Source organism: Bacteroides sp. AF34-31BH, assembly GCF_003602795.1.
Lineage (GTDB): Bacteria > Bacteroidota > Bacteroidia > Bacteroidales > Bacteroidaceae > Bacteroides > Bacteroides uniformis.
This window is the reverse complement of the sequence record NZ_QTLV01000010.1, coordinates 22,415-47,378: the sequence shown is the minus strand read 5'-3', so window position 1 is coordinate 47,378 and position 24,964 is coordinate 22,415. Positions and strand designations below refer to the sequence as shown.

Here is a 24,964-nt window from a genome sequence, read left to right as displayed (position 1 = left end):
AATAGTAAATCCCCACAGCGCAGCCCAAATAGTAAATAGTAAATTGTCAAATAGTAAATCCCTTTATGTCAGAAAAAGAACTAACCTTTTGGGACCACTTGGACGAGTTGCGCCGGGTGTTGTTTCGTGTACTCGGTGTGTGGTTTGTATTGGCTATCGGTTATTTTATTGCCATGCCTTATCTGTTTGACAATGTGATATTGGCTCCTTGCCATAACGACTTCATTTTCTATGACTTGCTGCGCTGGATAGGGCAGAGACTGGACTTGCAGGATGAATTCTTTACCCAGGAGTTTCATGTGAAGCTCGTCAATATCAATCTTGCCGCACCGTTCTTTGTCCACATGTCTACCGCTTTCTGGATGTCGGTGGTAACGGCTGCTCCTTATATTTTCTATGAAATCTGGCGCTTTGTAAGCCCTGCACTCTATCCAAACGAGCGTAAAGGGGTGAGGAAAGCGCTGGGTATAGGTACGGTGATGTTCTTTATCGGTGTGTTGCTGGGGTATTTTATGGTCTATCCGCTGACATTGCGTTTCCTTTCCACTTATCAATTGAGCGCAGCCATCGAGAATCAAATTTCCCTGAACTCGTACATCGACAATTTCATGATGTTGGTGCTTTGCATGGGACTGGCATTCGAACTGCCGCTGGTGACATGGCTGCTTTCCCTGCTGGGACTGGTGCACAAGACCTTTTTGCGGAAATACCGCCGTCATGCTGTTGTCATCATTGTTATTGCCTCGGCCATCATTACTCCGACCGGTGACCCGTTTACCTTGACAGTAGTGGCGGTGCCGCTTTATCTGCTCTATGAGTTGAGTATCCTGATGATAAAGGATAAAAAGACTGATGATGAAGCGGAAGAAGTGGAGACAGAGGAATGATGGATTGTGAAGTAAAGGAATATTTTAGTATATTGCTGGAAGCCTGCTACGTTGAGGAAATCTCCTTGGACGTGGCCTATCGGCAATTGCGCGAGTTGCTGGAGCGTTTGTGCCGTACACAGATGCCCGACAGCAGCTTGCAGATGACGGACCTTTCTGCACGTATCAGTTTCGTGGCTTCGAAGGTCGGACTTTCCACCGTGGAACAGAACCGTCTGCATACCTTCCGGCTGACCTCCAATGCTATTCTGAACCGCCAGGCGGAACCGCAACGTGAACAGTTGTTGCGTGATGCCAAGACACTGGCATTCTTTGTCAAGCGCTTGACGGGGGAGGAGATACCTGCCGAACTTTATCGCCTGCTACCTCGTGCGGATGCCACCTATATAGTGGCACCGCCTGTCAAAGAGCGGATAAAGCGCATGCGCGTCTGTTTTCAGTATGCCGATGATACTTATTTATATGTACTGCCCGTAGACACTGTGGCCGATGAGCCGTTGCGTGTCCGTTATAATGTACCTCAGATTAATGAAGAGTTTGCAGAAACCTGCCGGATTCTGTGGCGGCATGCCCAGGTCAATCTGCTGGATGTTACGGTGGACGAAGTCGGTATACTCACCCCTTCCTTTATTATACTTGAGCCCGATTACTTGATAGACATCAGTTCGCTTGCCGAATGCTTCAAGGATTACGGGCATCATCCTGCCAACTATATTCTGGCACGGCTCCAGTCGCCAGACAATACCCGTCCGTTACTGTTGGGTAATATTGCCAACCTCTTTCTGGACGAATGGATTCATGCCAAGGAGGCACCCGATTATTTGGCATGCATGAAGAAGGCCTTCCGTTCTTATCCCATCGAGCTGGCAGCATGTGCCGACCTGCGCGACCGGGAGAAGGAAGCCGAATTCTTTTCCGATTGCAAGCGCCATTTCGACAATATCCACCGGACGGTGACAGAAACATTCCGTGCATCCGGCTATGAACTCGATAGGACTGATGCCGTGCTGGAACCCTCTTACATCTGTGAAGCATTGGGTTTGCAAGGGCGTCTGGACTACATGCAGCGGGATATGACCTCGTTCATTGAAATGAAGTCCGGTAAGGCGGACGAGTATTCCATCCGTGGTAAGGTGGAGCCTAAAGAAAACAATAAGGTACAGATGTTGCTCTATCAGGCTGTGTTGGAGTATTCTATGGGAATGGACCATCGACGTGTAAAGGCTTATCTGCTCTATACCCGTTATCCGTTGCTTTATCCGGCGCGTCCTTCGTGGGCAATGGTGCGCCGTGTGATGGATGTGCGTAACCGGATTGTAGCCAATGAATATGGCATCCAGTTACGGAATAGCCCACAGTATACGGCAGAGCGCCTGAAAGACATCCATCCGGATACCTTGAATGAGCGCGGTTTGGACAATACCTTGTGGAAACGCTTCCTTTGCCCCTCCATCGATGCCGTAGCGCAACGCATCCGTTCGCTTTCGTCGTTGGAACAAAGCTATTTTTATACGCTCTATAACTTTATAACCAAGGAACTCTATACCTCCAAATCTGGAGATGTGGATTATGAAGGACGTACCGGTGCTGCCGCCCTCTGGCTTTCCACACTGGCTGAGAAATGTGAGGCAGGTGAAATTCTGTACGATTTGGCTATTTGCGAGAATCATGCGGCAGATGCGCATAAACCGTATTTGTCACTCAGAACGAAGCAAATGGTTGCTTCCCGGCAGGAGCGGGTTCTGCCCAATTTCCGTCAGGGTGATGCGGTGGTTCTTTACGAACGGAATACGGATACCGACAACGTTACCAACAAGATGGTGTTTAAAGGTAATATAGAGCGCATATCCGATAACGAGGTCTGTATCCGTCTTCGTGCCACTCAGCAGAATGCGGGTGTATTGCCTGCTGCTAGCCTTTATGCCATAGAGCACGACTATATGGACACCTCCTTTCGTAGCATGTATCTGGGACTTTCCGCTTTCCTTTCTGCCACTCAAAGACGGCGTGATTTGTTGTTGGGGCAGCGCCCTCCCGAGTTCGATGCTTCTTTGGATACTGGTATTGCGACCGCTCCGGATGATTTTTCGCGGATTATTCTGAAAGCGCAGGCTGCCCGCGACTATTTCCTTTTAATCGGTCCGCCGGGTACCGGCAAGACCTCTCGCGCGCTGCGGGGCATGGTAGAAGCCTTTTACCGGGAGGGGAAACAGATTCTACTGCTTTCGTATACCAATCGTGCTGTAGATGAAATCAGTAAGGCGCTGGCTTCCATTGAGCCTGAAATAGACTTTATCCGTTTAGGCAGTGAGTTGTCTTGCGATGACTCATTCCGCCCGTATCTGATTGAGAATGTGTTGGAACCTTGTGCCACTCGGCGGCAGGTGCAGGAGCGCATTGCCCGTTGCCGTGTTTTTGTCGGTACGGTTGCCACGCTTTCTTCCAAGACCGAACTTTTCCGGTTGAAGACTTTTGATGTAGCGATTGTGGATGAGGCTACCCAAATTTTGGAACCACAACTGCTGGGGTTACTCTGTACCCGCAATCCCGCAGGCGCGGATGCCATCGGCAAATTTATTTTGATAGGTGACCATAAGCAGCTACCCGCAGTGGTCTTGCAGTCGTCCGAGCAGTCGGAAGTGTGTGACGAAGCTTTGCAGGCCATCGGATTGTATAATTTGAAAGATTCCCTTTTCGAACGCCTTTATAGGAATCTCTCCAAGGAAAGTGCCAATCGCCAGGCATCAACCTCTCATTCTTCATCTTTTGTCCCTCATCCCTCCTACGACATGCTCTGCCGTCAGGGTCGTATGAATATCGAGGTAGCTTTGTTTCCTAACCGGGCTTTTTACGGTGGTCTGTTGGAACCGGTTGGTCTGCCGCACCAGCAGGGAGAGCTGATTCTTGCTCCTGAGCTGTGTGATTGTGAGTTTGCCGGCTTGCTGACTCGTCGTGTCGCTTTTCTGCCTGCCGCAGTCGAACCGCCGGCACAGTCGGCCAAGATGAACCATTCGGAGGCGCGGATTGTGGCACGGTTGGCAGCGGCTATCTATCGGCAGTATGCAGCTGTTTCCGGTTTCAACCCGGCTGTCACTTTAGGTGTCATCACTCCTTATCGCAGTCAGATAGCCTTGATTAAGAAAGAGATTGCCGCTTTGGGTATTGCTCCTTTGGAGGATATATTGGTAGACACCGTGGAACGCTTCCAAGGTAGCGAACGGGATGTCATTATCTACTCTTTCTGTGTGAACCGGGCTTATCAGTTGAAGTTTCTGGCAAATATGACGGAGGAAAACGGTACTCGGATTGACCGGAAATTGAATGTTGCCCTTACTCGTGCCCGCAGGCAGATGTTTATGACAGGAGTGCCGCAACTATTGAAACTTAATCCTATTTATGCCGAGCTCTTGTCTGTAGTTTGCCATTCGTAACCGTCTTATTTAGTAAATCTTAAATATTTTCTGCTTCTTTATAGAGTTTATTAATAACGCTGTGTGAGATAAACCATTATCTTTGCATCACGTTTTTTTCATAGAGATTTAGATTTAAGGTTAGAAGAATTGTGGAAGTCGTGAGACTTCCCTTTTTTTCATCTTAAATTGTGTTCCATTTACAGTTTTTTGTTTTTGACTGTAATTGAACGAAGAAAAGCCATTTCGTGAGAAAAGGCTTTTTTTGTGCGGAGTTTGCAAGGCATGTAATGCAGTTTGCAAACTCCGCATGATTCTGAATATCTATATAGAGACTTCTGATTAGTCCACTATAATCGGTTTGTACTTCGGAACCAGTGCCTTCATGATGCACCAGCCTATCAGGTAGGACACTGCACATACACAGAAGATGATGAAATATCCGGCAGGCTTGCCCTGGAATCCAAGAAATACCATTTGTGTCTTGTCGGCATAGTCGAACAGCAAACCGGAACTCATGTTGATAAGGAATGAGCTGATACCGCCCGCCATACCTCCGATTCCCACAATGGTGGCAATGGTGCTCTTGGGAAACATATCACCTACCACAGAATAGATGTTGGCCGACCAGGACTGATGGGCAGCGCCTGCAATACCTATGATGATAATCGGGAACCAATAGGCTTGTTCGCCAAATACTTCCTTGTTGCCCAATGGCTGTGCAAACAATGCCAATAGCGGGAACAGTGCAAAGATGAACATGGCCTGCATGCGTGCGGCGTAGGGGTTCTTACCGGTTTTGTTGATAATGATGGTGGGCAATTTCCCGCCATAGACGGACAACATCGTGATGGCATAGAGCACAAAGATAAGCATCTGTGCCGTGGGAGTATCTGAGGAGAATCCGTAAACGTCCGAAATGTATGCGGGTGCCCAGAAGAGGAAGAACCACCATACACCGTCAGTCATGAATTTGCCGAAAAATACAGCCCAGGTTTGCGGATATTTGAAACATTGCAGGAAAGAAATGCTCTTTTCATCCTTGGTTGTCGGAGTAGTCGCCTTTTTATCCTCCTCATTGTCTTTGTCTTGTTCTATATATGCCAGCTCAGCTGCGTTTACGTGTGGATTTTCATCAGGTTTCTTGTACATGAATATCCACAGTCCCATCCAGATGAAACCCAATCCGCCGATAACGATAAAAGCCATTTCCCAGCCGTTACCCACGCCCATGCGTTGGAAGTAGCGGGCCAGGGTAGGGATACACAATGGGGCTATCAGTGCTCCGATGGTAGAGCCGGCATTGAATATGGAAGTGGAGAAGGCACGGTCTTTCTTTGGAAAATATTCGGCAGTCACCTTGATGGCGGCAGGAAAGTTTCCTGCTTCACCGATGCCCAGTATGATACGGGCGGCAATGAAGTAGTAAACGCTGGTGATGGCTATGGTAGAGGCCAATGCACCGGTAGCGCTAATCATGTTGGCGGCATTTTCAATGCCGAGGGTCATTTCTGTGGCAAGTCCGCAGAGGGCGTGCATACAAGCGCCGATAGACCATACGGCAATGGCCCATAAATACCCTTTTTTCGTTCCCATCCAGTCGATGAAACGTCCGGCAAACAGATTGCCTAAGGCATAGACAATGGAAAAGATAGCTGTGATGTAGCCGTAGTGTGTATCGGTCCAGTGGAATTCGGGGGAGATGAAATCTTTCCAGGTCAATGAAAGAACCTGGCGGTCGAGGTAGTTGACGGTTGTCGCGAAGAATAGCATGGCGCAGATAATCCAACGGTAATTGGTCATCCGCCCTGCGGTGTTTTGAAATGTACTCATGATAATAGATTTATATTTTGATGCAAATGTAGGGGTTTGTGTGTTGTTCGAGGTGTAATATTGAGTAAAAAGGATGTAGAAAATGACAAAAATAGGCATGGATTATTTAAGTCCATGCCTATCGGACGTTGCAGAGCAACTTTATTTCATATCGATGTATTTGATTTCGTCTTTGTCGCTGTATTTCAGGTTTTCACCGCCCATACCCCAGATGAAAGTATAGTTGCTGGTTCCGGCAGCAGCGTGGATGGACCATTCGGGAGAAGTGATGGCTTGTTCGTTGTGCAGCCATATCAAACGTTCTTCCTGCGGTTCGCCCATCAGGTGACAGATAGCGTTGCCGGGTTTCAGGTTGAAGTAGTAGTAAGCTTCCATGCGGCGAGTGTGTGTGTGGGCAGGCATGGTATTCCATACAGAGCCGGGAGCCAGTTCCGTGAGTCCCATCTGCAACTGGTTGGTACCGCCGTCTTTCACTCTTTCCAGTACATCTTTCACAATCAGCTGGTTTACGATGCGGTCGTTGCTGTCTTCCATTTTTCCATAATGGTCGGAGATGCCCAGTGCATATTTCTTGGGGTTGGCTTTCTGAAGCTTGGCATCGGTAGTAATCAGCTGAGTAACATAGGGCTTGTAGGCCGGAGCCGAGTTGATGTAGAACTTGGCGGGATTGGTAGCGTCGTTGCTCTTGAAGGTTACTTCCTTATTTCCGCAGCCTACGTAAAGTGCTTCCTTATACTTCATGGGGTATTCCTTACCGTCTACAGTAACCACTCCGTCACCACCGGTATTGATGACACCCAGTTCGCGGCGTTCGAGGAAGTAAGTGATTTCCGGACCCAGTTCACGGAACACTTCCAACTTCAATGTCTTGTTCACCGGCATGGCGCCACCGTAAATCAATCGGTCGTAGAGGGTGTAGGTTACGTTGATTTCATCCGGAGCCATCACTTTGTCCATCATGAATCTGCTGCGCAGAAGTTCCGTGTCATAATGCTTCACGTCCTGCGGATGGCAGGCGGTCTGCACTTTGTAATTCACTTGGGCATTGGCTGCCATGGCAACTGCTCCCATCATAAATGCAAGTACTAACTTTTTCATAATTTGTTACTATTTAATTTTTAACTTTTAATTTTTGATTGATTTCTGGTATTTGATAATGGCACGACGGTTCATAATCATCAGGAACAATGTGCATAATACAAGGATACCGGAGCCTATCCATTTCAACGAGTAGGTCAGGTGGAAAATGACCCAAGCAAAGGGGCTGGATGCAAAGTCCAGTGCACCGCCTTCAAAGCCGGCGGGGATATTCACGGCAGCATCTTGTGTCTTCTCGTATACATCGTGGGCTGCTTGTGTGAAATAGGGGGCGAGGTCTGTTACGAAATAAAGACCGATGGTCAGTACAACGAGTCCGATGATGAACGTCTTTACTACATTTCCTTTCGTGATGGGCAGTACCAGCGGGAAGAGGTAGAACATTCCGGCCAGCGACGCCAGAGGCAGGAACTGGTTACCCGGCAGGATGACAGCCAGCAGTATGGTTACGGGAATCAGCAGCAGGGAAACCACCAGCGTTGCAGGATGGCCGATAACCAATGCGGGGCTCATACCGATGTTCAGGCCGACAGCACCTTTGAATTTTTTGGCAATCAGCTCGCGGGTAGCATCGGAAATGGGCTTCAAGCCTTCGATGAACAAAGCGGTGATACGCGGAATCAGCTCCATTACGGCGCCCATCTTGATACCCAAACCTAATATATAAGGTATCTTGTCTACCAGTTCCTGACCGTTCTTGCAAGACAAGGCACCGATACCGCAACCGACCAGAATACCCAGGAATAAAGGCTCACCCAGCAAGCCGAATTTCTTCTTCATGCCTTCCGCATCGATGTTCAATTTGTCAAAACCGGGGATTTTGTCCAATGCTTTATTGATGACTACGGCAAATGGAACGAAACCTGCGCAAAAAGGCTGGGGAATGGAGATACCCTCCATCTTGTCGTAGAATCCCTGGAATTTGTCGGCGGTATAGTCGGCCATAATCAGGGTAATGATGTAGCAGATGATAGCGGCGAAGAAGCCCCACCAGATATTGTCGCTGGCAAAATAAACGACTGCGCCGATAAATGCGAAATGCCAGTAGTTCCAAAGGTCGATATTGACCGTACGGGTCGTTTTCGTTAATAACATCAGAAGATTTACTCCCAAACATACCGGAATGATGAATGCACCCACCGATGTGTTATAGGCTACAGCCGCAGCTGCAGGCCATCCCATATCGAATACTTTCAACTGAAGACCGTAAATTTCAACGACTTGGCTCAGAGCAGGACCGAGGCTGCTGGTCAACAGCGCAGTGACAACTGACAGACCTACGAAACCGACACCTACCAGCAGACCGCTCTTTAGCGCCTTACTGAATTTGATGCCGATGCATACTCCCAAAATTGTAAAGATTATAGGCATCATCACTGCTGCTCCTAAGCCGATGATATAGCCGAAAACTTGTTCCATTCTCTTGTGATTTAATTAGGTAATTGAGTTTGTTTTTGCAATAGTATGAATTAAAAACCGGGTCAAAAATAAGACCTTTTCTCAATTAATCAAACTCGAAAAGCATAATTATTTAGTAAATGGGACAATTTTGGACGAAATTGGTCGTTATCGTGCACAAAATTGCTCGTTTTCGTACACGAAAACCAAATAATACACTCTCTGCATTGAAAAGTATACATAGGAAAAACAACAATTTTGGGTGGAGTGAACTTTAATCCAGTTTACTGTGTTATTATAAGACATTGAAACAAACCGGACTATAATGATATATTTGATTTTTTTATTGGCAATAGGACTATTGGTCGGATGGAGCTTATGGAAAGCTCCATCCGATATTGATTTATGGGGAAAAGATTTAGAGGATTGATAGTTATATTGGTTATATTCTGAAAATTTAACTATATTAGCGCCCGAAAAGCATAAATATGGCGCTAAATCTGATAAAAAAGGATAAATCCCACTCTGTTGTAAGCATTAAGCTGGATGAGCAAGAGTTTCATAATATTTTTAAGGAATATTATGCGGCGCTTTGTTCTTTCGCGTTCCAATACATGGAGGATGCGGATATGTCAGCAGATATAGTACAAGACGTATTTGCCAAGTTGTGGCAGATAAGAGACGATTTCTTTTATCTTCATCAGGTGAAAGCTTTTCTTTATACGGCCGTACGTAACCATGCCTTGAACGAACTTGAGCATTCGAAGGTAGCTCATGAATACGAGCAAAAGATTATAGCCAAAAAAGCAGATGCTTTTTTTCGTGATGCGATTGTGGAAGAAGAGACTTTCCGGATTCTGTCAGAAGCTATAGAGAAACTTCCTACCCAAATGAGAGCCATCATGCAGTTGGCTTTGGAAGGCAAAAAGAATGCAGAAATAGCAGAGCGTCTCAATGTCTCTTCCGAAACGGTACATACTCTTAAAAAAGTGGCTTATAAAAAGCTTCGTGCATTCCTTACCGATTATTATTATTGCCTTCTGTTATTTATCTAAAAGCACATTTTTTTCTATTTTTTCAAAAAAAAGTCTTTATCGATTCACCATGTTTTTATTTTGGCTTGTATTATCATTAAAGATAGACTAAAACATGCCAAATTATGATAAAAGAGTACTTTCATATAGCTCATCTTATTTCCAGGCACCTATCCGGTGAAGTAACACCGGAAGAAAACCGTTTTTTGGATAAATGGCGCAAAGAGAGCAAAAGCCATGAGCAGCTTTTCCAAAAGATTTGTAGTGATGAATATTATGCACAGCACGAAATTCATAAAATGGAGTTTGATTCGCAGGCTGGATGGAAAGGTGTCGAAGCACGTATCAAGAGGATGGAGCTCAGAAGGAGACATTTGAAACTGTTACGGTACGTTGCTCTTTTTATTGCACCGGTGCTGGTATTGGTTTTTGCACTTCAGGATATTTCTGTACCCCATGTCATGGATGGCAATCAATTATTGGCTGCCCAGCAAATACTGCCGGGTGGAGCCAAAGCTATTCTTACATTGGATAATGGGGAAACGGTTTATCTGGATGAGAATGCCGATGGGCGGCAGTTGCAGTTGGCTGGTAAACAAATACAGATAGATTCGACGACCTTGAACTACAGCGCTGCAGACGGGCAGGTTGTGCAGTCAGCTTTGGCATATAATAAAGTTGAAGTGCCTCGAGGCGGTGAGTATACACTTGTTCTGAATGATGGTACAAAAGTACATCTGAATTCAATGAGCAGTCTACGTTTTCCGCTTGCTTTCGAAGCAGGGAAGCGGGAAGTGGAATTGGCGGGAGAAGCTTATTTTGAAGTAAATAAGACCGGTCATCCCTTCATTGTATCGACTCAAGGTATGCAGATTGAGGTGTTGGGAACAACTTTCAATATTTCGGCCTATCCGGGTGAAGAATATCAGGCGACTCTTGTCAGTGGTTCTGTTAAGGTGGACACCGGGGAGGGACAGAGTCTTGTCTTAAAACCTTCACAGCAGGCATCATTAATTCCCGGGAGCGGGAATATACAAGTGCGTACAGTAGATACTGCCTTCTATACATCATGGGTGAAGGGAAAAATCAATTTTAAAGATCAACGGCTGGAAGATATTATGAGAATCCTTTCAAGGTGGTATAATATTGAAGTGGACTATTCAGACGAAGCGTTAAAGAACCTGCGTTTCGGTTGCTATGTGAACCGTTATGAGGAAATAGCTCCTTTCCTTGAGCTACTGGAAGCGACGGAAAACATACATGTCAAAATCAACGGTAAAACTATTATATTCTATAAATAACCATTTAATAATTTAATTATGACTAAGGAACAGAGCTACACCAGGTTTTGGGAAGGTAGTAAACGTATGTGGATTACATTCCTGTTTTTCAGTTTTATTATGATTGGCTTTGTGCAGGCCGCCAATACGGCGTTTGCCCAGACAACAGTTACTGTAAATGTGCAGGACGCCACTTTAAGTGACGTGTTATGGGAAATTCAACGCCAGACGGATTTTACTTTCATTTATAGTACAAATGACGTAAAGAATGTCAAGGTACGTAATTTGAGGGTCACGAATGGAAAAATCGCAGCAGTGCTGGATGAATGTCTTAAGAATAGCGGATTGGCTTATGTCGTAAAAGACGGGGCCATTGCTATCCGTCCAGCCAATGAAGTGAATGCTGTGAAGGCAGTAGAACAAGCTAATGTTATTTCCGGAACAGTGGTGGATGAGACCGGTGAGCCCGTCATTGGAGCCAATGTTTTGGTCAAAGGTACTACAAACGGCCAGATTACCGATTTGAATGGAGGTTTCTCTATCAAGGTGGAGCATGCATCGGCTACCTTGCTTGTCTCTTATGTTGGCTATGTTCGTCAGGAAGTGAAAGCTACTTCGGGTAAGATATTGAAGATTGTATTGGTGCCGGATGCAAATATGATGGAAGAGGTGGTTGTAACCGGTTACGGTACATTCAAGAAATCTGCTTATGCGGGTTCGGCTGCCAGTGTGAAGAATGAAAAGATTGCCGATGTGCCTTCCGTTTCTTTCCAGGATTTGTTGCAGGGAAATGCTACGGGTGTACAGTTTACTTCTGCTTCTGGCCAGCCGGGTTCTTCAGCTTCTTTGAGTATTCGTGGTATGGGCTCTTTCAATGCCTCCAACTCTCCGCTGTATGTTATTGATGGAGTGCCCGTTACTTCCGGTTCGATAAACTCCATCAGTTCGGATGGTGGTCTGGATGCCATGTCAACCGTCAACACTTCGGATATTGAGAATATTACGATTATCAAGGATGCCGCTGCTGCATCACTCTACGGTTCGCGCGCTGCGAATGGTGTGGTTCTGATTACGACGAAGAAAGGTAAAACCGGTAAGGCTTCTATCAGTTTGAAAGCCGATTGGGGATTCAGTGACTTTGCTATGGATTATCGTCCTACTTTGAGCGGAGCAGAACGTCGCGAATACATATACAATGGTATGGTGCTTGGACAACAGCGCAGCGGCAAATCGGATGCGGATGCCATAGCTTATGCTGATAAGAATATCGACAAATATGCTCCGGTTCCCTGGTGCGGCTATACGGATTGGGGAGATTATCTGTTCAAGAAAGGAAGCCATTCCAGTTATGAGGCTTCCATATCCGGAGGAACCGACAAATTCAAATACTATTCTTCATTGTCCTATCTCAACCAAGAGGGTATTGTAAAAACATCGGGTCTGGAAAGAATTACCGGACGTTTGAATGTTGATTTTCAGGCTACGGATAAATTGAAATTCGGTGCCAACATCATGTTTACCAATCTGAATCAGGATGTATATAGTGAAGGAACCGGTTATACTGCTCCTTTCTACTCCAGCGTAAGCAAATTGACGCCTTCAGATCCGGTTTACAATGAAGATGGAAGCTATAACCAGGACTTGATTTCGTTGTCAAGAAGAAATCCCGTTCTTGCCCAGGAGTACAATTACCAGCGTGAGTATGTTACCCGTATGTTCAATACGATTAATGCCGAATATGAATTTATCAAGGACTTGAAGTTAAAGTCTATTTTGAGCTATGACTATAACATCAGTAAGGGTAAAGAATGGAAAGACTCCCGTACCTCCGACGGTGAGAAGAATAATGGTGGAGCCGAAAAGGCATATAGTGAATATAACAAGTTGGTGTGGTCAAACCAGTTGACTTACAAGACTACTATCCAAAAGGACCACAATTTGGATGCCCTTGTCGGATATGAAATCGATTCCAAGTACAATGATTTCTTGTCGGGATATGCTACTAACTTCCTGACTCCGATAAAGAATGACATTGCCAACGGGCAGACTTTGGAGAGCATAGATGGTTCTTCCAAGAGGTCAAGAATGGTTTCTTACATCACCCGTCTCAACTATGACTACAAGAACAAGTATTATCTGGGTGGGAGCTATCGTATGGATGGCAGTTCACGTTTGCACAGAGATAATCGCTGGGGAAGTTTCTGGTCTGTTTCAGGAGCATGGCGTATTATCGAAGAGGATTTCATGAAACCCACGTCCAAATGGCTGACCGATTTGAAACTCCGTGCATCCTACGGTGTGAATGGTACGTTGCCCTCCGACTTATACGGCTATATGGGCTTGACGAGCCTTAGTGGCGGCTATATGGAGAATCCCGCATTGATTCAGTCGCAGATTGAAAATAGGGATTTGGAATGGGAAACGAATTACAACTTGAATATCGGTCTGGACTTCGGCTTCTTCAACCGTTTGAACTTCACTTTGGAGTACTATACCCGTACTACTAAGAACCTTTTGATGGACTGTCCCGTATCTATGACTACCGGTTTCAGTTCCTATCTGATGAATATCGGTGAGGTGAAGAACCAGGGTGTGGAATTGGAAATCAATTCCAAGAACATTGTGTCCAAAGACTTTGACTGGTCTACCTCTTTCACCCTTTCGCACAACAAGAATAAGATTGTGAAACTGGACGGCGAACAGACCCAGATTATCAGCGGCTCGCAGATTCACATGATTGGCAAGTCCTACCGTACATTCTACATGATAGAATTTGCCGGAATCAACCCCGAGACCGGTGCACCTCAGTTCTATACCAACGACGTGGACGAGAATGGAAACTATATTAAGGAAATCACAGAGAATAACAAGGATGCCAAAGCCATTCCTCTGAAGAAGCATGCCGAGCCCAATGTGACCGGTGGTCTCTCTAATACTTTGCGTTACAAGTGGTTCGATTTGAGCTTCATGTTCTCTTATCAGTTCGGTGCTTATGGATATGATAACTGGGCACAGAAAACAGAACATGGCGGCAAGGACTTTACTCTTAATATTCCGGCCTATTATCGTGACAATTGGAAGCAACCGGGAGATATCAGTAAATATGAAGTGTTTATAGAGAAGCCGGCGGTAGCCATGAATGGCGTTACCACTACCCGCCGCTTGCACAGCACGGACTTTATCCGTCTGAAAACGTTGACTTTCGGTGTGACCGTTCCTAAAACATGGACTCGGAAAATCGGCGTAAACAGCCTGCGCCTTTACGCATCTGCCAACAACTTGTGGACTTGGGCGGCTTACGATTTCTATGATCCGGAATCAGTCAGTGCAGGTACAGCCGGCTGGGGAACACCTCCTTTGAAAACAGTAACTTTCGGTCTTAATTTGAATTTCTAACCTCATAATAAAGAAACACAATGAAAGCATTAAAATATATGATGATGGGGATGTTGGTCAGCCTGACCGCCTCCTGTGGCAATGACTGGCTTGATGTTGAATCCAGTACAAAGATTCCGACTGAAACCGCCATACAGAATCTGGATGATGTGGAATATAGCTTGAACGGTATCTACGACGTGATGCGCAGTACCAACTATTACTCGGGCCGTATGATTTATTACGGAGACGTGACGGGTGACGATGCGCAGTCCATAAAGACCGGAAAGCGTACCACCAGCTACTATATGCTGGACTATACAAAGGATTCCGGTCCGTCTTCCCACTGGTCTTATGCCTATAAGATTATCCAGAATTGTAATATCATTTTGTCTCAAATAGACGGATTGGATGTCAGTGAGGATGATACGGAATACTTCAACGACCTGAAAGGCCAGACCTTGGCTCTCCGTGGATTTGCCTTGTTCGACCTGACCCGTTTCTTCGGCTATCCGTATGCCAAGGATGGAGGAGCTTCTTTGGGAGTGCCTATTGTGACCGAAGTATCCAATACGGAAAACAAGCCGTCGCGCAATACCGTTGCCCAGTGTTATGAGGCAATCATCAAGGATTTGAAGGAAGGTGCTGACCTGCTGGATGAAGAATTCAACAAGGGTAAGATTAATAAGTGGGCGGCAATGCTGTTGCTGAGTAGAGCCTATTTGTATATGGAAGATAATCAGAATGCCTTGATTACGGCTGAAGCTGCCATTGCGGGAGCGGAAAAGAATAAGTACCGTTTGTGGACCAATGATGAGTATGGCACGATATGGGGAACTGATTTTGCCTCTTCCGATCCGGGAGAAGTCTTGTTTGAGTTGGTGAATCTGACAGTGGACGGCGTTGGCAAAGAAAGTGTGGCTTACCTTTGCTGGCAGGCGGGTTATGATGATTATTGCCTGACCAGTTCTTTCTATGAACTGATGCAGGAAGATCCGGATGATGTCAGAAATCAGGCATATACGGTTGTTCCTAAGACAAAGAGAGCTTACATAGCCAAGTATCAGCCGCAGAGCGGCAAGGCTGTGGAAGATTCCAATATTCCGGTACTTCGTCTGTCCGAACTTTATCTGATTGCTGCCGAAGCGGCTGCAAAGCTTAATAACAATGACAAGGCAGTGAAGTATCTGGATGCCATTGTCAGCCGTGCCAACCCGGAAAAGACCGTGCAGGGTAAGACGGTGACGTTGGATGATGTTCTGTTGGAACGCCGTAAAGAGTTGTTCGGTGAAGGACACCGTTTCTTCGACGCCCTTCGTAATCATCAGACTATCGTGCGCAAGGAGTCGACCAAGGAATTCCCGGAAATAGCCGAGACTTCACATCTGAAGATGGTGGATGAGAGCGTATCTTTTGATTGGAACTATTATCGTGTAGTATTGCCCATTCCTAAGGCGGAGATGAATTCCAATCCGAATATGCAGCAGAATCCGACTTATGGTGATTAATTCCAAAAAAGCGAGAATATGAAGTATCAGACTACTATTATAAAGTCTTTTTTTACTGTATTTATTCTAACCTTCATCAGTTCCGGCCTAAGTGCCGGAACTCTTGGTTTAGACGGTAAGAAGAAGGATAAGGAGAAGAAGGAGGAATTGTCGGCAGACGGACCTTATATGATTTATGAACCGGACGGCAAGGTGCGCGTCATAAGCGTTACAGCCCAAGGGCAGATAGAAGATACGACTTATACGGTGCTTCCTCAGGATTTCACCCTTCATGTCACGGACCACAAAGGGCGTTATCCGTTTGATGTGAAGCTGCATCCGGTCAAACGTCCGGAATGGCAATACAGACAACCGGATAAAGTGTTTGTGATGTCTGACCCCCATGGCAAGTTGAATTGCGTGATGAGCTTGCTGCGAGGCAACAATGTCATTGATAAAGACTACCATTGGAGTTTTGGAACCAACCATCTGGTGGTTATCGGTGATATATTTGACCGTGGCAAAGATGTGCCGCAGATATTTTGGCTGTTCTATAAATTGGAGAAGGAGGCGGCAGATGCAGGTGGTCATGTTTCGTTTCTGTTGGGTAACCATGAACCGCTTGTGACGGCAAATGATTTGCGTTATACCAAAGAAAAGTACAAGACATTGGCCCGAAAACTGGGTATGGATTATCCGGCATTGTTCGGTCCGGACACAGAACTTGGCAAATGGCTTGGTACCCGTAATACGATGCAGACCATCGGACCTAATCTGTATGTGCATGCAGGTTTGGGAAAGGAGTTTTATGACCGTGACTTGAATATTCCCACAGTGAATGAGGAAATGAGCCGTGCATTGTTCATGAGCAAGAAGGAACGTAAGGCTCTATCGCCTCTCACGGCTTTCCTATATGGTAATAGCGGCCCTATCTGGTATCGTGGATTGGTACGGACAGATGCAAAATACCATCCATTGGCACAAGACTCCCTGCAACTGATGTTGAAACGTTATGACGTCGAACATATCATTGTGGGGCATACCATCTTTAAGGACATTTCCACTTTCTATGATGGACGGGTGATTGGAGTGAATGTGGATAACGAGGAAAACCGAAAGAAGAAACGTGGGCGCGCTTTACTGATTGACGGGAATACCTATCTTGTGGTGGGAGATAAAGGAACGATGCGGAAATTGTTCTGAGGCTGTTTTCTTTCTGATTATTTTTTAGGCGTGGAAGTACGTGGATTTCACGGAGAGACAAAGAAAAACTCCGCGTTTTTCGCGTAATCCGCGCCTAAAAAATATCATAATGTAAATATGCGCTCTCGGATAGCCGGGGGAGGGAGTGTCCTCTCAAAGAGCGGCGATAACGGCAATGTCCGCAGCATTGTCTACGATATGTGCCGGATGAAACTCTTCCAGTTCTGTGCGGGGACGGAATCCCCAGGTGACTCCGCAGGCAGTGACTCCGGCATTGGCGGCCGTCTGCATATCCACTCCGGAGTCTCCCACATATAGTACGTCTTCACGGGATATCCGGGTGATGTCCAGAATGTCATGCACCACTGTTGGGTCGGGCTTCACGTTGACCCCTTCCCGTTGTCCGAAGACGGCGGTAAAACGTATGTTGGGGAAATAATGTGAAATCAGTTTCACGGTAGCCGATTGATATTTGTTGGAAGCCACTGCCAATATTATCCCTTTCTCCTGCAACTGTTCCAGCAGTTCGGGGATGCCGGGGTAAGGGCGGCTTTTATCAGCATTGTGCACGTCATAATAAGGCACAAACTCCTTGCGGACGCGCAGGACGTTTTCTTCGCTCTTTTCCCCTTTCGGGAGGGCGCGCTCGAACAGTTTGTTGATTCCGTTGCCAACCATGAAGTTATAGTCCGATTCCGGGTGAGTGGGATAGCCGAGCGCTTGCAGGGCATAGTTTGTACTTTGTGCCAAATCGGCTATTGTATTCAGTAAAGTTCCGTCCAGGTCAAATATAATCAACTTCTTCATTGCTTTCTCTATTTTTTAGTTTGCTGCAAATATAGGGCTTTTTGCGCTCATGTTCAAATGCTGTCTCGGGTTTCATCAGGTATTTGCAGAATAGGAAGCCCTGGGCTGATAATCAGTGCATTATTACTGCATTCCTGCTGCATGCGTTTTGCAGTAGTACTGCAGATGGAGTGCAGCGTTACTGCAAATATGTTTGCAGTGATACTGCAACTGCTTTGCAGCGTGACTGCAACTGTATTGCAGTGGTACTGCACAAGCGTTGCAGTAGTTTTGCAGTGGGTGATCGGTGTATTTTTTGCCGTTCTTCCCTTTTCTTTGCACACTTTCGGGCTTTTTATGCAAAAACTTCCTATCTTTGCAGCCGAATTTTACTAAAAATAGGTATGAGTTACAATTTGTTGAAAGGAAAAAGAGGCATTATTTTCGGTGCTCTGAATGAGCAGTCCATTGCCTGGAAAGTAGCAGAAAAAGCAGTAGAAGAAGGTGCAGCCATCACTTTGTCGAATACGCCGGTTGCCGTCCGTATGGGCGAAGTGTCCGCTCTTTTGGAGAAACTGAACTGCGAGGTGATTCCTGCAGATGCTACAAGTGTAGAAGATTTGGAAAATGTATTCAAACGCTCTATGGAAGTATTGGGTGGCCCGGTCGACTTTGTGCTGCACTCCATTGGTATGTCTCCCAATGTGCGTAAGAAACGTACATATGATGATTTGGATTACGATATGTTGGAAAAGACGCTGGATATTTCCGCTGTCTCTTTCCACAAGATGATACAAGCTGCCAAGAAGCTCAACGCCATTGCCGACTACGGTTCAATCCTGGCTCTGAGTTATGTGGCTGCGCAACGTACGTTCTACGGTTACAACGATATGGCAGATGCCAAGGCACTGCTGGAATCCATTGCCCGCAGTTTCGGTTACATCTACGGACGCGAACACCATGTACGTGTCAACACCATTTCCCAGTCTCCTACGATGACCACTGCCGGTTCCGGTGTGAAGGGTATGGACAAGCTGTTCGACTTCGCCAACCGCATGTCTCCTCTGGGCAATGCTTCTGCCGACGAGTGTGCAGACTACTGTATCGTGATGTTTTCCGACCTCACCCGCAAGGTCACTATGCAGAACTTGTTCCACGATGGAGGTTTCTCCAGCGTAGGTATGAGTCTTCGCGCCATGGCTACTTACGAGAAGGGACTGGATGAGTATAAGGACGAAAACGGAAATATCATCTACGGCTAATGGAACTCGCACTTTATCTTTTGCCGGTCACCTTGGGCGATACGCCCATTGAAACGGTGTTGCCTCCTTATAACAAGGAGATAATACTGGGAATCCGCCATTTCATCGTGGAGGATGTGCGTTCGGCACGCCGGTTTCTGAAGAAGGTGGACAAGGGAATAGATATTGATGCGCTGACATTCTATACGTTGAACAAGCATACGTCGCCCGAAGACATCTCCGGCTATCTGAAGCCGCTGGTGGAGGGGCAGCCGATGGGCGTAATCTCCGAAGCCGGTTGTCCGGCTGTGGCCGACCCGGGAGCGGACGTAGTGGCTATTGCACAACGGAAAAACTTAAGAGTGGTCCCCTTGGTGGGACCCTCTTCCATTATCCTCTCTGTCATGGGTTCCGGCTTCAACGGACAGAGCTTTGCCTTCCACGGTTATCTTCCCATAGAACCGGCAGAGCGTGCCAAAAAGCTGAAAATGCTGGAACAACGCGTCTACAATGAACACCAAACCCAACTTTTCATTGAAACGCCTTACCGCAATAATAAGATGATAGAGGATATTCTTCATAACTGCCGTCCGCAGACCAAGCTCTGCATTGCGGCGAACATTACTTGTGAAGGGGAGTATATCAAAACCAAGACAGTGAGGGAGTGGCAGGGCAAGACCCCCGACCTTTCTAAGATTCCTTGTATTTTTCTCTTGTATAAATAATAGCTTCCAGGTGCTCGAATTCATATTCCAGGCAACTGCTGAAGAAGTTCCGTCCCAGGTTGTGTTCCATTTGCTGGAATGTCCATAGCTTTCCCCCCTTGAAATTCTTATTGCATAAGATGGAGTCATCGTCCAGGTCTAGCGTGAAGAGATAGACCAGGCGGTTGGTGGCTTCATTCTCAAAATGATACATGAAGTTGAAGTGCAAATGGTCTAATGGGGCGGTGGGAAGCGTTTGCCGTAAAATTCTGTGTGCACCTTGTTCCAATGTTTCTCCATATATCAGGTAACCCTCCATCAGCAAGTCGATTTTGTCTTTCTCGAAAACGTTGCATTTGGGGCGGGGGAGGAGAAACAGCATGCCGTGTGAGGCAACGGCAATCCGGATGACCGGATTGATATAGTCGTTTTTCCGGTTGATGGCTTCTGAGGCGATGGCTTTCCCCATGACATCTCCTTTGGTATTGACTATCGGTACGAAAACCGTGTGGTTCATCACTATATTGAAATAGAAAATGCCGAACTGATTGAACAGAATGCCTGATATAAAGACGAGGGGAGGCGCCACATAAAACAGAATGTGGCGGGTAGTGTCTCCCAAAGGGTAACTGACCAGAACCGCCAAGAAGATAATCAGAAAATGCAGCAGGCTTATGATAAGGATTACGCGTGAGGATACGATGGCGGCTTCTGCCCCTTGTGCAAAAAGCTGCTTGCAGCATTTCTGTGTCTGAGACATGTGGTAGTCCAGAAATTTTCTCCTATTGAGGTAGATGACGAATGGGGGAATGATGGCACTGATTTCCAGCGTGAACGGAAGCATGAAACGGGGACAGTAGTTTACGAGGAATAGGGTTGTTACCGATAACAGCAGTAACATTCCGGTAGTACAGTAAAGTATGATTTGCGGAACATGCGTTCCTCTATGCCTCACCGAATAGATGCTAAACAAGAGTCCTACACCTGCACCGATGTAGATGGACATGTCCTGCGTTATAAACTCGCATAATATGATGGATATTATAACGGGGATGAATCCCAGCGACATATTGAATCTTGATGATAGAATTCTTTGATGGCTCATTATCCGTATTATGATTTTGTCGTTTACATCATAACAACTGGGAAATTTAAATGTTTCCTATTTTACTTCTTTTTTGTATAAAATGGATCTGTTTTTCCGCATGATAAGAGGAGCGTACCAATGGAGCGCTTTCCACTTGCTGAAACCCTTTTTCCAATCCTTTCTCTCTGTAGAGTGCAAATTGTTTGGGAGTAATATATGCTGCTACCGGATAATGCTTGTGTGTGGGTTGAAGGTATTGCCCTATGGTCAGTATGTGGCAGCCCACCCGGCGAAGGTCGTCCATCAGTTCTTCCACTTCTTCCGGAGTCTCGCCCAATCCCACCATAATGCCGGACTTGGTGGTAGTATTGCTTTCTGCAATCTGCCGCAACACTTCCAGGCTTGTCTCATATTTGGCGGCACTGCGTACGAGGGGGCTGATGCGACGGACAGTCTCCATGTTGTGCGAAATGATTTCCGGTTGTGCATCGATGACTTGTGCCACGAGTTCCTTTCTTCCCTGGAAGTCGGGAATCAGCACTTCGACGGTGGTGTCAGGGTTGAGCCGCTTGATTTCCCGGATGGTACGTACCCAGTGCGACGCGCCTAAGTCGGGCAGGTCGTCACGGTCTACGGAGGTGACGACTGCATGGGAGAGTTTCATCAAGGCAATGGACTCTGCCACATGTGTAGGCTCATCGGCATCCAGTGGTAAGGGCTTCCCGCTTGCCGTGTTGCAGAACTTACAGCACCGGGTGCAGATATTTCCCCCAATCATGAAGGTTGCGGTGCCTTTCCCCCAACATTCCCCCATATTGGGGCAACGGCCGCTGCTACAGATGGTATGTAGGCAATGCGATTCGACAATGCGTTTGGTCTCGGTATAGCGCTCGTTGGCACCGATGCTTATTTTGAGCCACTCAGGCTTACGTACTCTTTCGGGCATTATTTCAATTCTTTGTTGAAGAAGTTAGTCAACCGCGTGTATAGGTGTAACCGGGTATTTCCTCCGTAGATACTGTGGTTGCGGTTGGTGTAAACCTGCATATCGAACTGTTTGCCGAGTTGTACCAGTTGTTCGGCATATTCGGCACAGTTCTGGAAGTGTACATTGTCGTCTGCCATGCCGTGTACCAGCAGCAGGTTGCCGTGAAGCTTGTCGGCACGGGTAAAGGTGGAACTGGCCTTATAGCCTTCGGCGTTTTCTTTCGGTGTGCGCATAAAGCGTTCGCCATAAACGGTGTCGTAGTAGTTCCAGTCGGTAACGGCAGCTACGGCTACTCCGGCCTTGAATACCGGTGTTCCTTCACTCATACTCATAATGGTCATGTATCCACCGTAACTCCATCCCCAGATTCCGATGCGGTTTTTGTCCACATAAGGCTGGTTGCCCATGTAGAGGGCGGTTTCCACCTGGTCTTTGGCTTCCTTGATACCCAGGTTCAGATAGGTGCATTTGGCGAATTCGGCACCCCGTCCTCCGGTGCCACGCCCGTCTACGCAAACCACGATATAGCCTTGTGATGCCATGTAGGTTTCCCAGCTTACACTGAACTTGTCAAGCACTTGCTGTGAACCGGGGCCGCTGTACTGGTACATCAGTACCGGGTATTTCTTGCCGGCAGAGAAGTCGGCTGGTTTCATCATCCAGCCATTCAATGTGGTTCCGTCGGAAGTCTGGAAAGTGAAGAATTCCTTCCGTGGCATGTCATAGCCGCTGATTTCCTGCTTCAATGCCGCATTGTCCATCAGGGTGGCAAGAGTCTTGCCGGTATTGTCGTTCAGCGTAATGACGGTCGGAGTGTCCAGATTGGAATAACGGTTCATATAGTACTTCATGTTCGCACTGAACTGCGCACTGTTTGTTCCGGCTTGTGACGATAGTCTGGTCTTTTTACCTTTCCGGTCAATCTTGTAGATGGCACTGCGCATGGGGCTTTCCTCGTTGCTGCTGAAGTAGAAGCTTCCTTCTTCGGGGTCATAACCCAGGAACTCCTGCACTTCATATTGTCCGGCTGTCACTTGTTTCAGCAGATTGCCGCCTATGCTATACCAGTACAGATGGTTGTATCCGCTCTTTTCGCTGACAAAACTGAAATTTTCCGGATAGAAGACGATGTTGTCGAATACATTCTCGCGGATATAGGTATCGCTTTCATCACGCAGAGCCAGTTTGGCTACCGTGCTGCGAGGGTCGGCAAAGTATAGGTCGAACCGGTTCTGATGGCGGTTCAGTGTCATGACGGCAAGCTTGTTGGGGTCTTGGGTAAAGCGGATGCGGGGAATATAGCCGTCTGCATCTACCGGCACGTTTATCTTGCGGGTCACTTTCGACTTGATGTCGAAGGTGTGTACGGACACTTTGGAATTTACTTCTCCCGTTTTAGGATATTTGTAAGTATACTCTCCCGGATACTTCTCGAAAGGGGTGAAGTGGGGGGCTTGTCCGGCAAAAAGAGGGAAAGAGTAGGAGGGAACATCTTTCTCGTCGAAGCGGATGAAAGCCAGCATCTGGCTGTCGGCACTGAATTCCAGCGCACGGTTGAAGGAGAACTCCTCTTCGTAAACCCAGTCGGGGATGCCGTTCAGCACCTCGTTCTGTTTCCCGTCTTCCGTCACCTGGCTTTCGCTGTTGCCATAGAGCAGTTTTACAAGGAAGATGTTGTTGTTGCGTACGAAAGCCACCTGGTTGCCGTCCGGTGAAAATACGGGCACCTGCTGCGGGCCGCCGTCCGAAAGCTTTTCCACAATATTGTTGATTTTACCGTCCAGGTTGCGCTTCAGGCTGTAGATGTAATGCACAGCCGTATAGGAATGACGGTAGATGGGAGTTGTTTCGGTGGCAATGAGCAGCTTGCTGCCGTCCGGAGCAAAGCTGTAGCTGTCGAATGTCTTGAACGTGCATTCGCGTGCGGTAGCGGTATCAAACAGCACTTCCACGGGTTTTCCCGTTTTGAAGGAGTACTTGATGATTTGTGTCCTGTCCGCATTCATCTGCGAATAATGTTCCCCGTCTCCCGGGATGGGGATAACGCCGGAAATATTCTTCGGAGTGAACTTGCCCGATACGATTTCTTTCAAATCGAGCGCCTTGCCACTTTGGGCGAAACCTGCCAGCGTACAGAGGCAGAGGAGAAGTGCGATGCTTATCTGTTTCATATCTATCTTTTATGCTTATCTGTTTCCCTATTTTTTCTGGGGAACAAATATACAACAAAGGGAAGATTTATCGAAGCAGTGGGCCGATTTTATTCTTTTTGAACAGAAAAAGCCCGTCCTGCTTCTTGGGGGCGAAGCAGGGACGGGCCTCCGTCACTCATAGATGATGATTGGATGAGATGATGATTGGAATATCTTTCGTTACAAGCACTTGACTTTTCTTTGATATTCTGCAATGGCTGCATCCAGTCGTTCGTGGGCGGTTGTGTCACCCGGAACGTTGTGCGACGGATGGATGTACAAGTGTACGCCACGGTCGGCAAGGATTTCGGCAACGGTAGTGATGGTCATCCATACCATGGTGACGAAACTCAATGTAGACAACGGACCTACCTTGTCGAAGTGGTTCTTCAAAGGTACGGAGGCGTCTACCAGGGGAACGCAGGAATCCACTACGATATCTGCCAACTGGAAGAGGTTCTTTCCGCTGGAGTGGCGGCTGGCCTTGTCGCCCGTTTCGCTGGCTGAACCGTATACGATAACTTTCATGCCGCGCTTCTTGGCTTCCAATGCCATGTCTATATTGACGGCATTGATACCGGTATGTGAGAAAATCCACATACAGTCTTTGGAATCAAAATCATAATTCTTCATTATTTCCTGGCCGTAGCCTTCTGCCCGTTCCAGGAAGAGGAACTGATGAATACCCATCTGGCCGATAATCTGCGTGAAGAATGTCAGAGGCAATTCGCAAAGCGGGTGGAATCCTACAAAGCTGCCGATACGCGGATACATTTCTTCTACGGGAATTGTTGCGTGGCCGCAACCAAACGTGTGGACCCAACGACCGGCTTCGATGGAATCTGCCATAACAGTGGCTGCTTTTTTGATGTTTTCCAACTGGGTAGCCTCCAGTTTTTCCATAATGCCATGGGCATTCTTTAACCATTCGAGTGCTAACATAACTTTTTTGTTTTTTAAG

At 46.9% G+C, this 24,964-nt stretch carries 18 protein-coding genes; 10 read left to right on the top strand and 8 right to left on the bottom strand.

Going from position 1 to position 24,964, the window contains the following annotated elements; all coding sequences use genetic code 11:
* Window positions 1-65: 65 nt before the first annotated feature.
* Together tatC and DWZ67_RS14540 are read left to right on the top strand one after the other, a co-directional pair.
* On the top strand, window positions 66-887 hold the full coding sequence (gene tatC / locus DWZ67_RS14545; RefSeq protein ID WP_005835227.1) for a twin-arginine translocase subunit TatC: 822 nt from the start codon (window positions 66-68) through the stop codon (window positions 885-887).
* Entirely contained in the window at window positions 887-4,318 is a 3,432-nt protein-coding gene (locus DWZ67_RS14540) for a DEAD/DEAH box helicase (protein ID WP_165852483.1), read from the top strand. The genes tatC and DWZ67_RS14540 overlap by 1 nt, the downstream gene beginning before the upstream one ends.
* A 321-nt stretch (window positions 4,319-4,639) precedes the next feature.
* Here the strand turns inward: DWZ67_RS14540 and DWZ67_RS14535 are convergent, their stop codons facing one another.
* From DWZ67_RS14535 to DWZ67_RS14525, 3 genes are all read right to left on the bottom strand, one after another.
* A complete protein-coding gene (locus DWZ67_RS14535) occupies window positions 4,640-6,130 on the bottom strand; it encodes an MFS transporter (RefSeq protein ID WP_034523103.1) in 1,491 nt (496 codons plus the stop codon).
* Between the two features lie 141 nt (window positions 6,131-6,271).
* On the bottom strand, window positions 6,272-7,228 hold the full coding sequence (gene kduI, locus DWZ67_RS14530) for a 5-dehydro-4-deoxy-D-glucuronate isomerase (RefSeq protein WP_005835232.1): 957 nt from the start codon (window positions 7,226-7,228) through the stop codon (window positions 6,272-6,274).
* Between the two features lie 27 nt (window positions 7,229-7,255).
* The gene (locus DWZ67_RS14525) at window positions 7,256-8,647 is read right to left on the bottom strand and encodes a PTS galactitol transporter subunit IIC (RefSeq protein ID WP_005823931.1); all 1,392 of its coding nucleotides are present in this window, start codon (window positions 8,645-8,647) and stop codon (window positions 7,256-7,258) included.
* 467 nt (window positions 8,648-9,114) lie between these two features.
* On the opposite strand from DWZ67_RS14525, the gene DWZ67_RS14520 reads away from it, so the two are divergent.
* The 5 genes from DWZ67_RS14520 (at window position 9,115) to DWZ67_RS14500 (ending at window position 17,005) form a co-directional block, all read left to right on the top strand.
* Window positions 9,115-9,681, top strand: coding sequence for an RNA polymerase sigma-70 factor (locus tag DWZ67_RS14520; protein WP_005835234.1), 567 nt, complete (start codon window positions 9,115-9,117; stop codon window positions 9,679-9,681).
* 104 nt (window positions 9,682-9,785) lie between these two features.
* Complete coding sequence (locus tag DWZ67_RS14515; protein ID WP_120139161.1) at window positions 9,786-10,961, top strand: FecR family protein; 1,176 nt, start codon at window positions 9,786-9,788, stop codon at window positions 10,959-10,961.
* Between the two features lie 18 nt (window positions 10,962-10,979).
* Window positions 10,980-14,336 (top strand): TonB-dependent receptor, encoded by a 3,357-nt coding sequence (locus DWZ67_RS14510; RefSeq protein ID WP_005823925.1) that lies wholly within the window; start codon window positions 10,980-10,982, stop codon window positions 14,334-14,336.
* 20 nt (window positions 14,337-14,356) lie between these two features.
* Window positions 14,357-15,823: a RagB/SusD family nutrient uptake outer membrane protein gene (locus DWZ67_RS14505; protein ID WP_117866950.1), complete on the top strand. Its 1,467-nt coding sequence runs from the start codon at window positions 14,357-14,359 to the stop codon at window positions 15,821-15,823.
* Window positions 15,824-15,841: 18 nt separating this feature from the next.
* The gene (locus tag DWZ67_RS14500; RefSeq protein WP_120139159.1) at window positions 15,842-17,005 is read left to right on the top strand and encodes a metallophosphoesterase; all 1,164 of its coding nucleotides are present in this window, start codon (window positions 15,842-15,844) and stop codon (window positions 17,003-17,005) included.
* Between the two features lie 153 nt (window positions 17,006-17,158).
* Here DWZ67_RS14500 and DWZ67_RS14495 read toward each other — a convergent pair whose 3' ends face one another.
* Window positions 17,159-17,812: an HAD family hydrolase gene (locus DWZ67_RS14495; RefSeq protein ID WP_120139157.1), complete on the bottom strand. Its 654-nt coding sequence runs from the start codon at window positions 17,810-17,812 to the stop codon at window positions 17,159-17,161.
* A gap of 141 nt (window positions 17,813-17,953) precedes the next feature.
* On the opposite strand from DWZ67_RS14495, the gene DWZ67_RS14490 reads away from it, so the two are divergent.
* From DWZ67_RS14490 to DWZ67_RS14480, 3 genes are read left to right on the top strand one after another with little or no spacing between them, the layout of a single operon-like run.
* A complete protein-coding gene (locus DWZ67_RS14490; protein WP_225987841.1) occupies window positions 17,954-18,187 on the top strand; it encodes a hypothetical protein in 234 nt (77 codons plus the stop codon).
* Between the two features lie 8 nt (window positions 18,188-18,195).
* Window positions 18,196-19,053 carry an enoyl-ACP reductase gene (locus DWZ67_RS14485; RefSeq protein ID WP_120139155.1) on the top strand — a complete coding sequence of 286 codons (858 nt, stop codon included), beginning with the start codon at window positions 18,196-18,198 and terminating at the stop codon, window positions 19,051-19,053.
* Window positions 19,053-19,757, top strand: a complete 705-nt coding sequence (locus DWZ67_RS14480) for an SAM-dependent methyltransferase (RefSeq protein ID WP_005835246.1) — start codon at window positions 19,053-19,055, stop codon at window positions 19,755-19,757. Before DWZ67_RS14485 ends, DWZ67_RS14480 begins: the two co-directional genes overlap by 1 nt.
* On the opposite strand, the gene DWZ67_RS14475 is transcribed toward DWZ67_RS14480, so the two are convergent.
* The 4 genes from DWZ67_RS14475 to DWZ67_RS14460 all read right to left on the bottom strand — a co-directional run bounded on the left by DWZ67_RS14475 (window position 19,723) and on the right by DWZ67_RS14460 (window position 24,945).
* Window positions 19,723-20,841 carry a hypothetical protein gene (locus tag DWZ67_RS14475; protein ID WP_008665606.1) on the bottom strand — a complete coding sequence of 373 codons (1,119 nt, stop codon included), beginning with the start codon at window positions 20,839-20,841 and terminating at the stop codon, window positions 19,723-19,725. The genes DWZ67_RS14480 and DWZ67_RS14475 overlap by 35 nt on opposite strands.
* A 46-nt stretch (window positions 20,842-20,887) precedes the next feature.
* Window positions 20,888-21,769, bottom strand: a complete 882-nt coding sequence (lipA, locus tag DWZ67_RS14470) for a lipoyl synthase (RefSeq protein WP_005835250.1) — start codon at window positions 21,767-21,769, stop codon at window positions 20,888-20,890.
* A complete protein-coding gene (locus DWZ67_RS14465) occupies window positions 21,769-23,982 on the bottom strand; it encodes a S9 family peptidase (RefSeq protein ID WP_120139153.1) in 2,214 nt (737 codons plus the stop codon). The genes lipA and DWZ67_RS14465 overlap by 1 nt, the downstream gene beginning before the upstream one ends.
* A gap of 201 nt (window positions 23,983-24,183) precedes the next feature.
* The gene (locus tag DWZ67_RS14460) at window positions 24,184-24,945 is read right to left on the bottom strand and encodes a sugar isomerase domain-containing protein (protein ID WP_005823892.1); all 762 of its coding nucleotides are present in this window, start codon (window positions 24,943-24,945) and stop codon (window positions 24,184-24,186) included.
* Window positions 24,946-24,964: the final 19 nt, after the last annotated feature.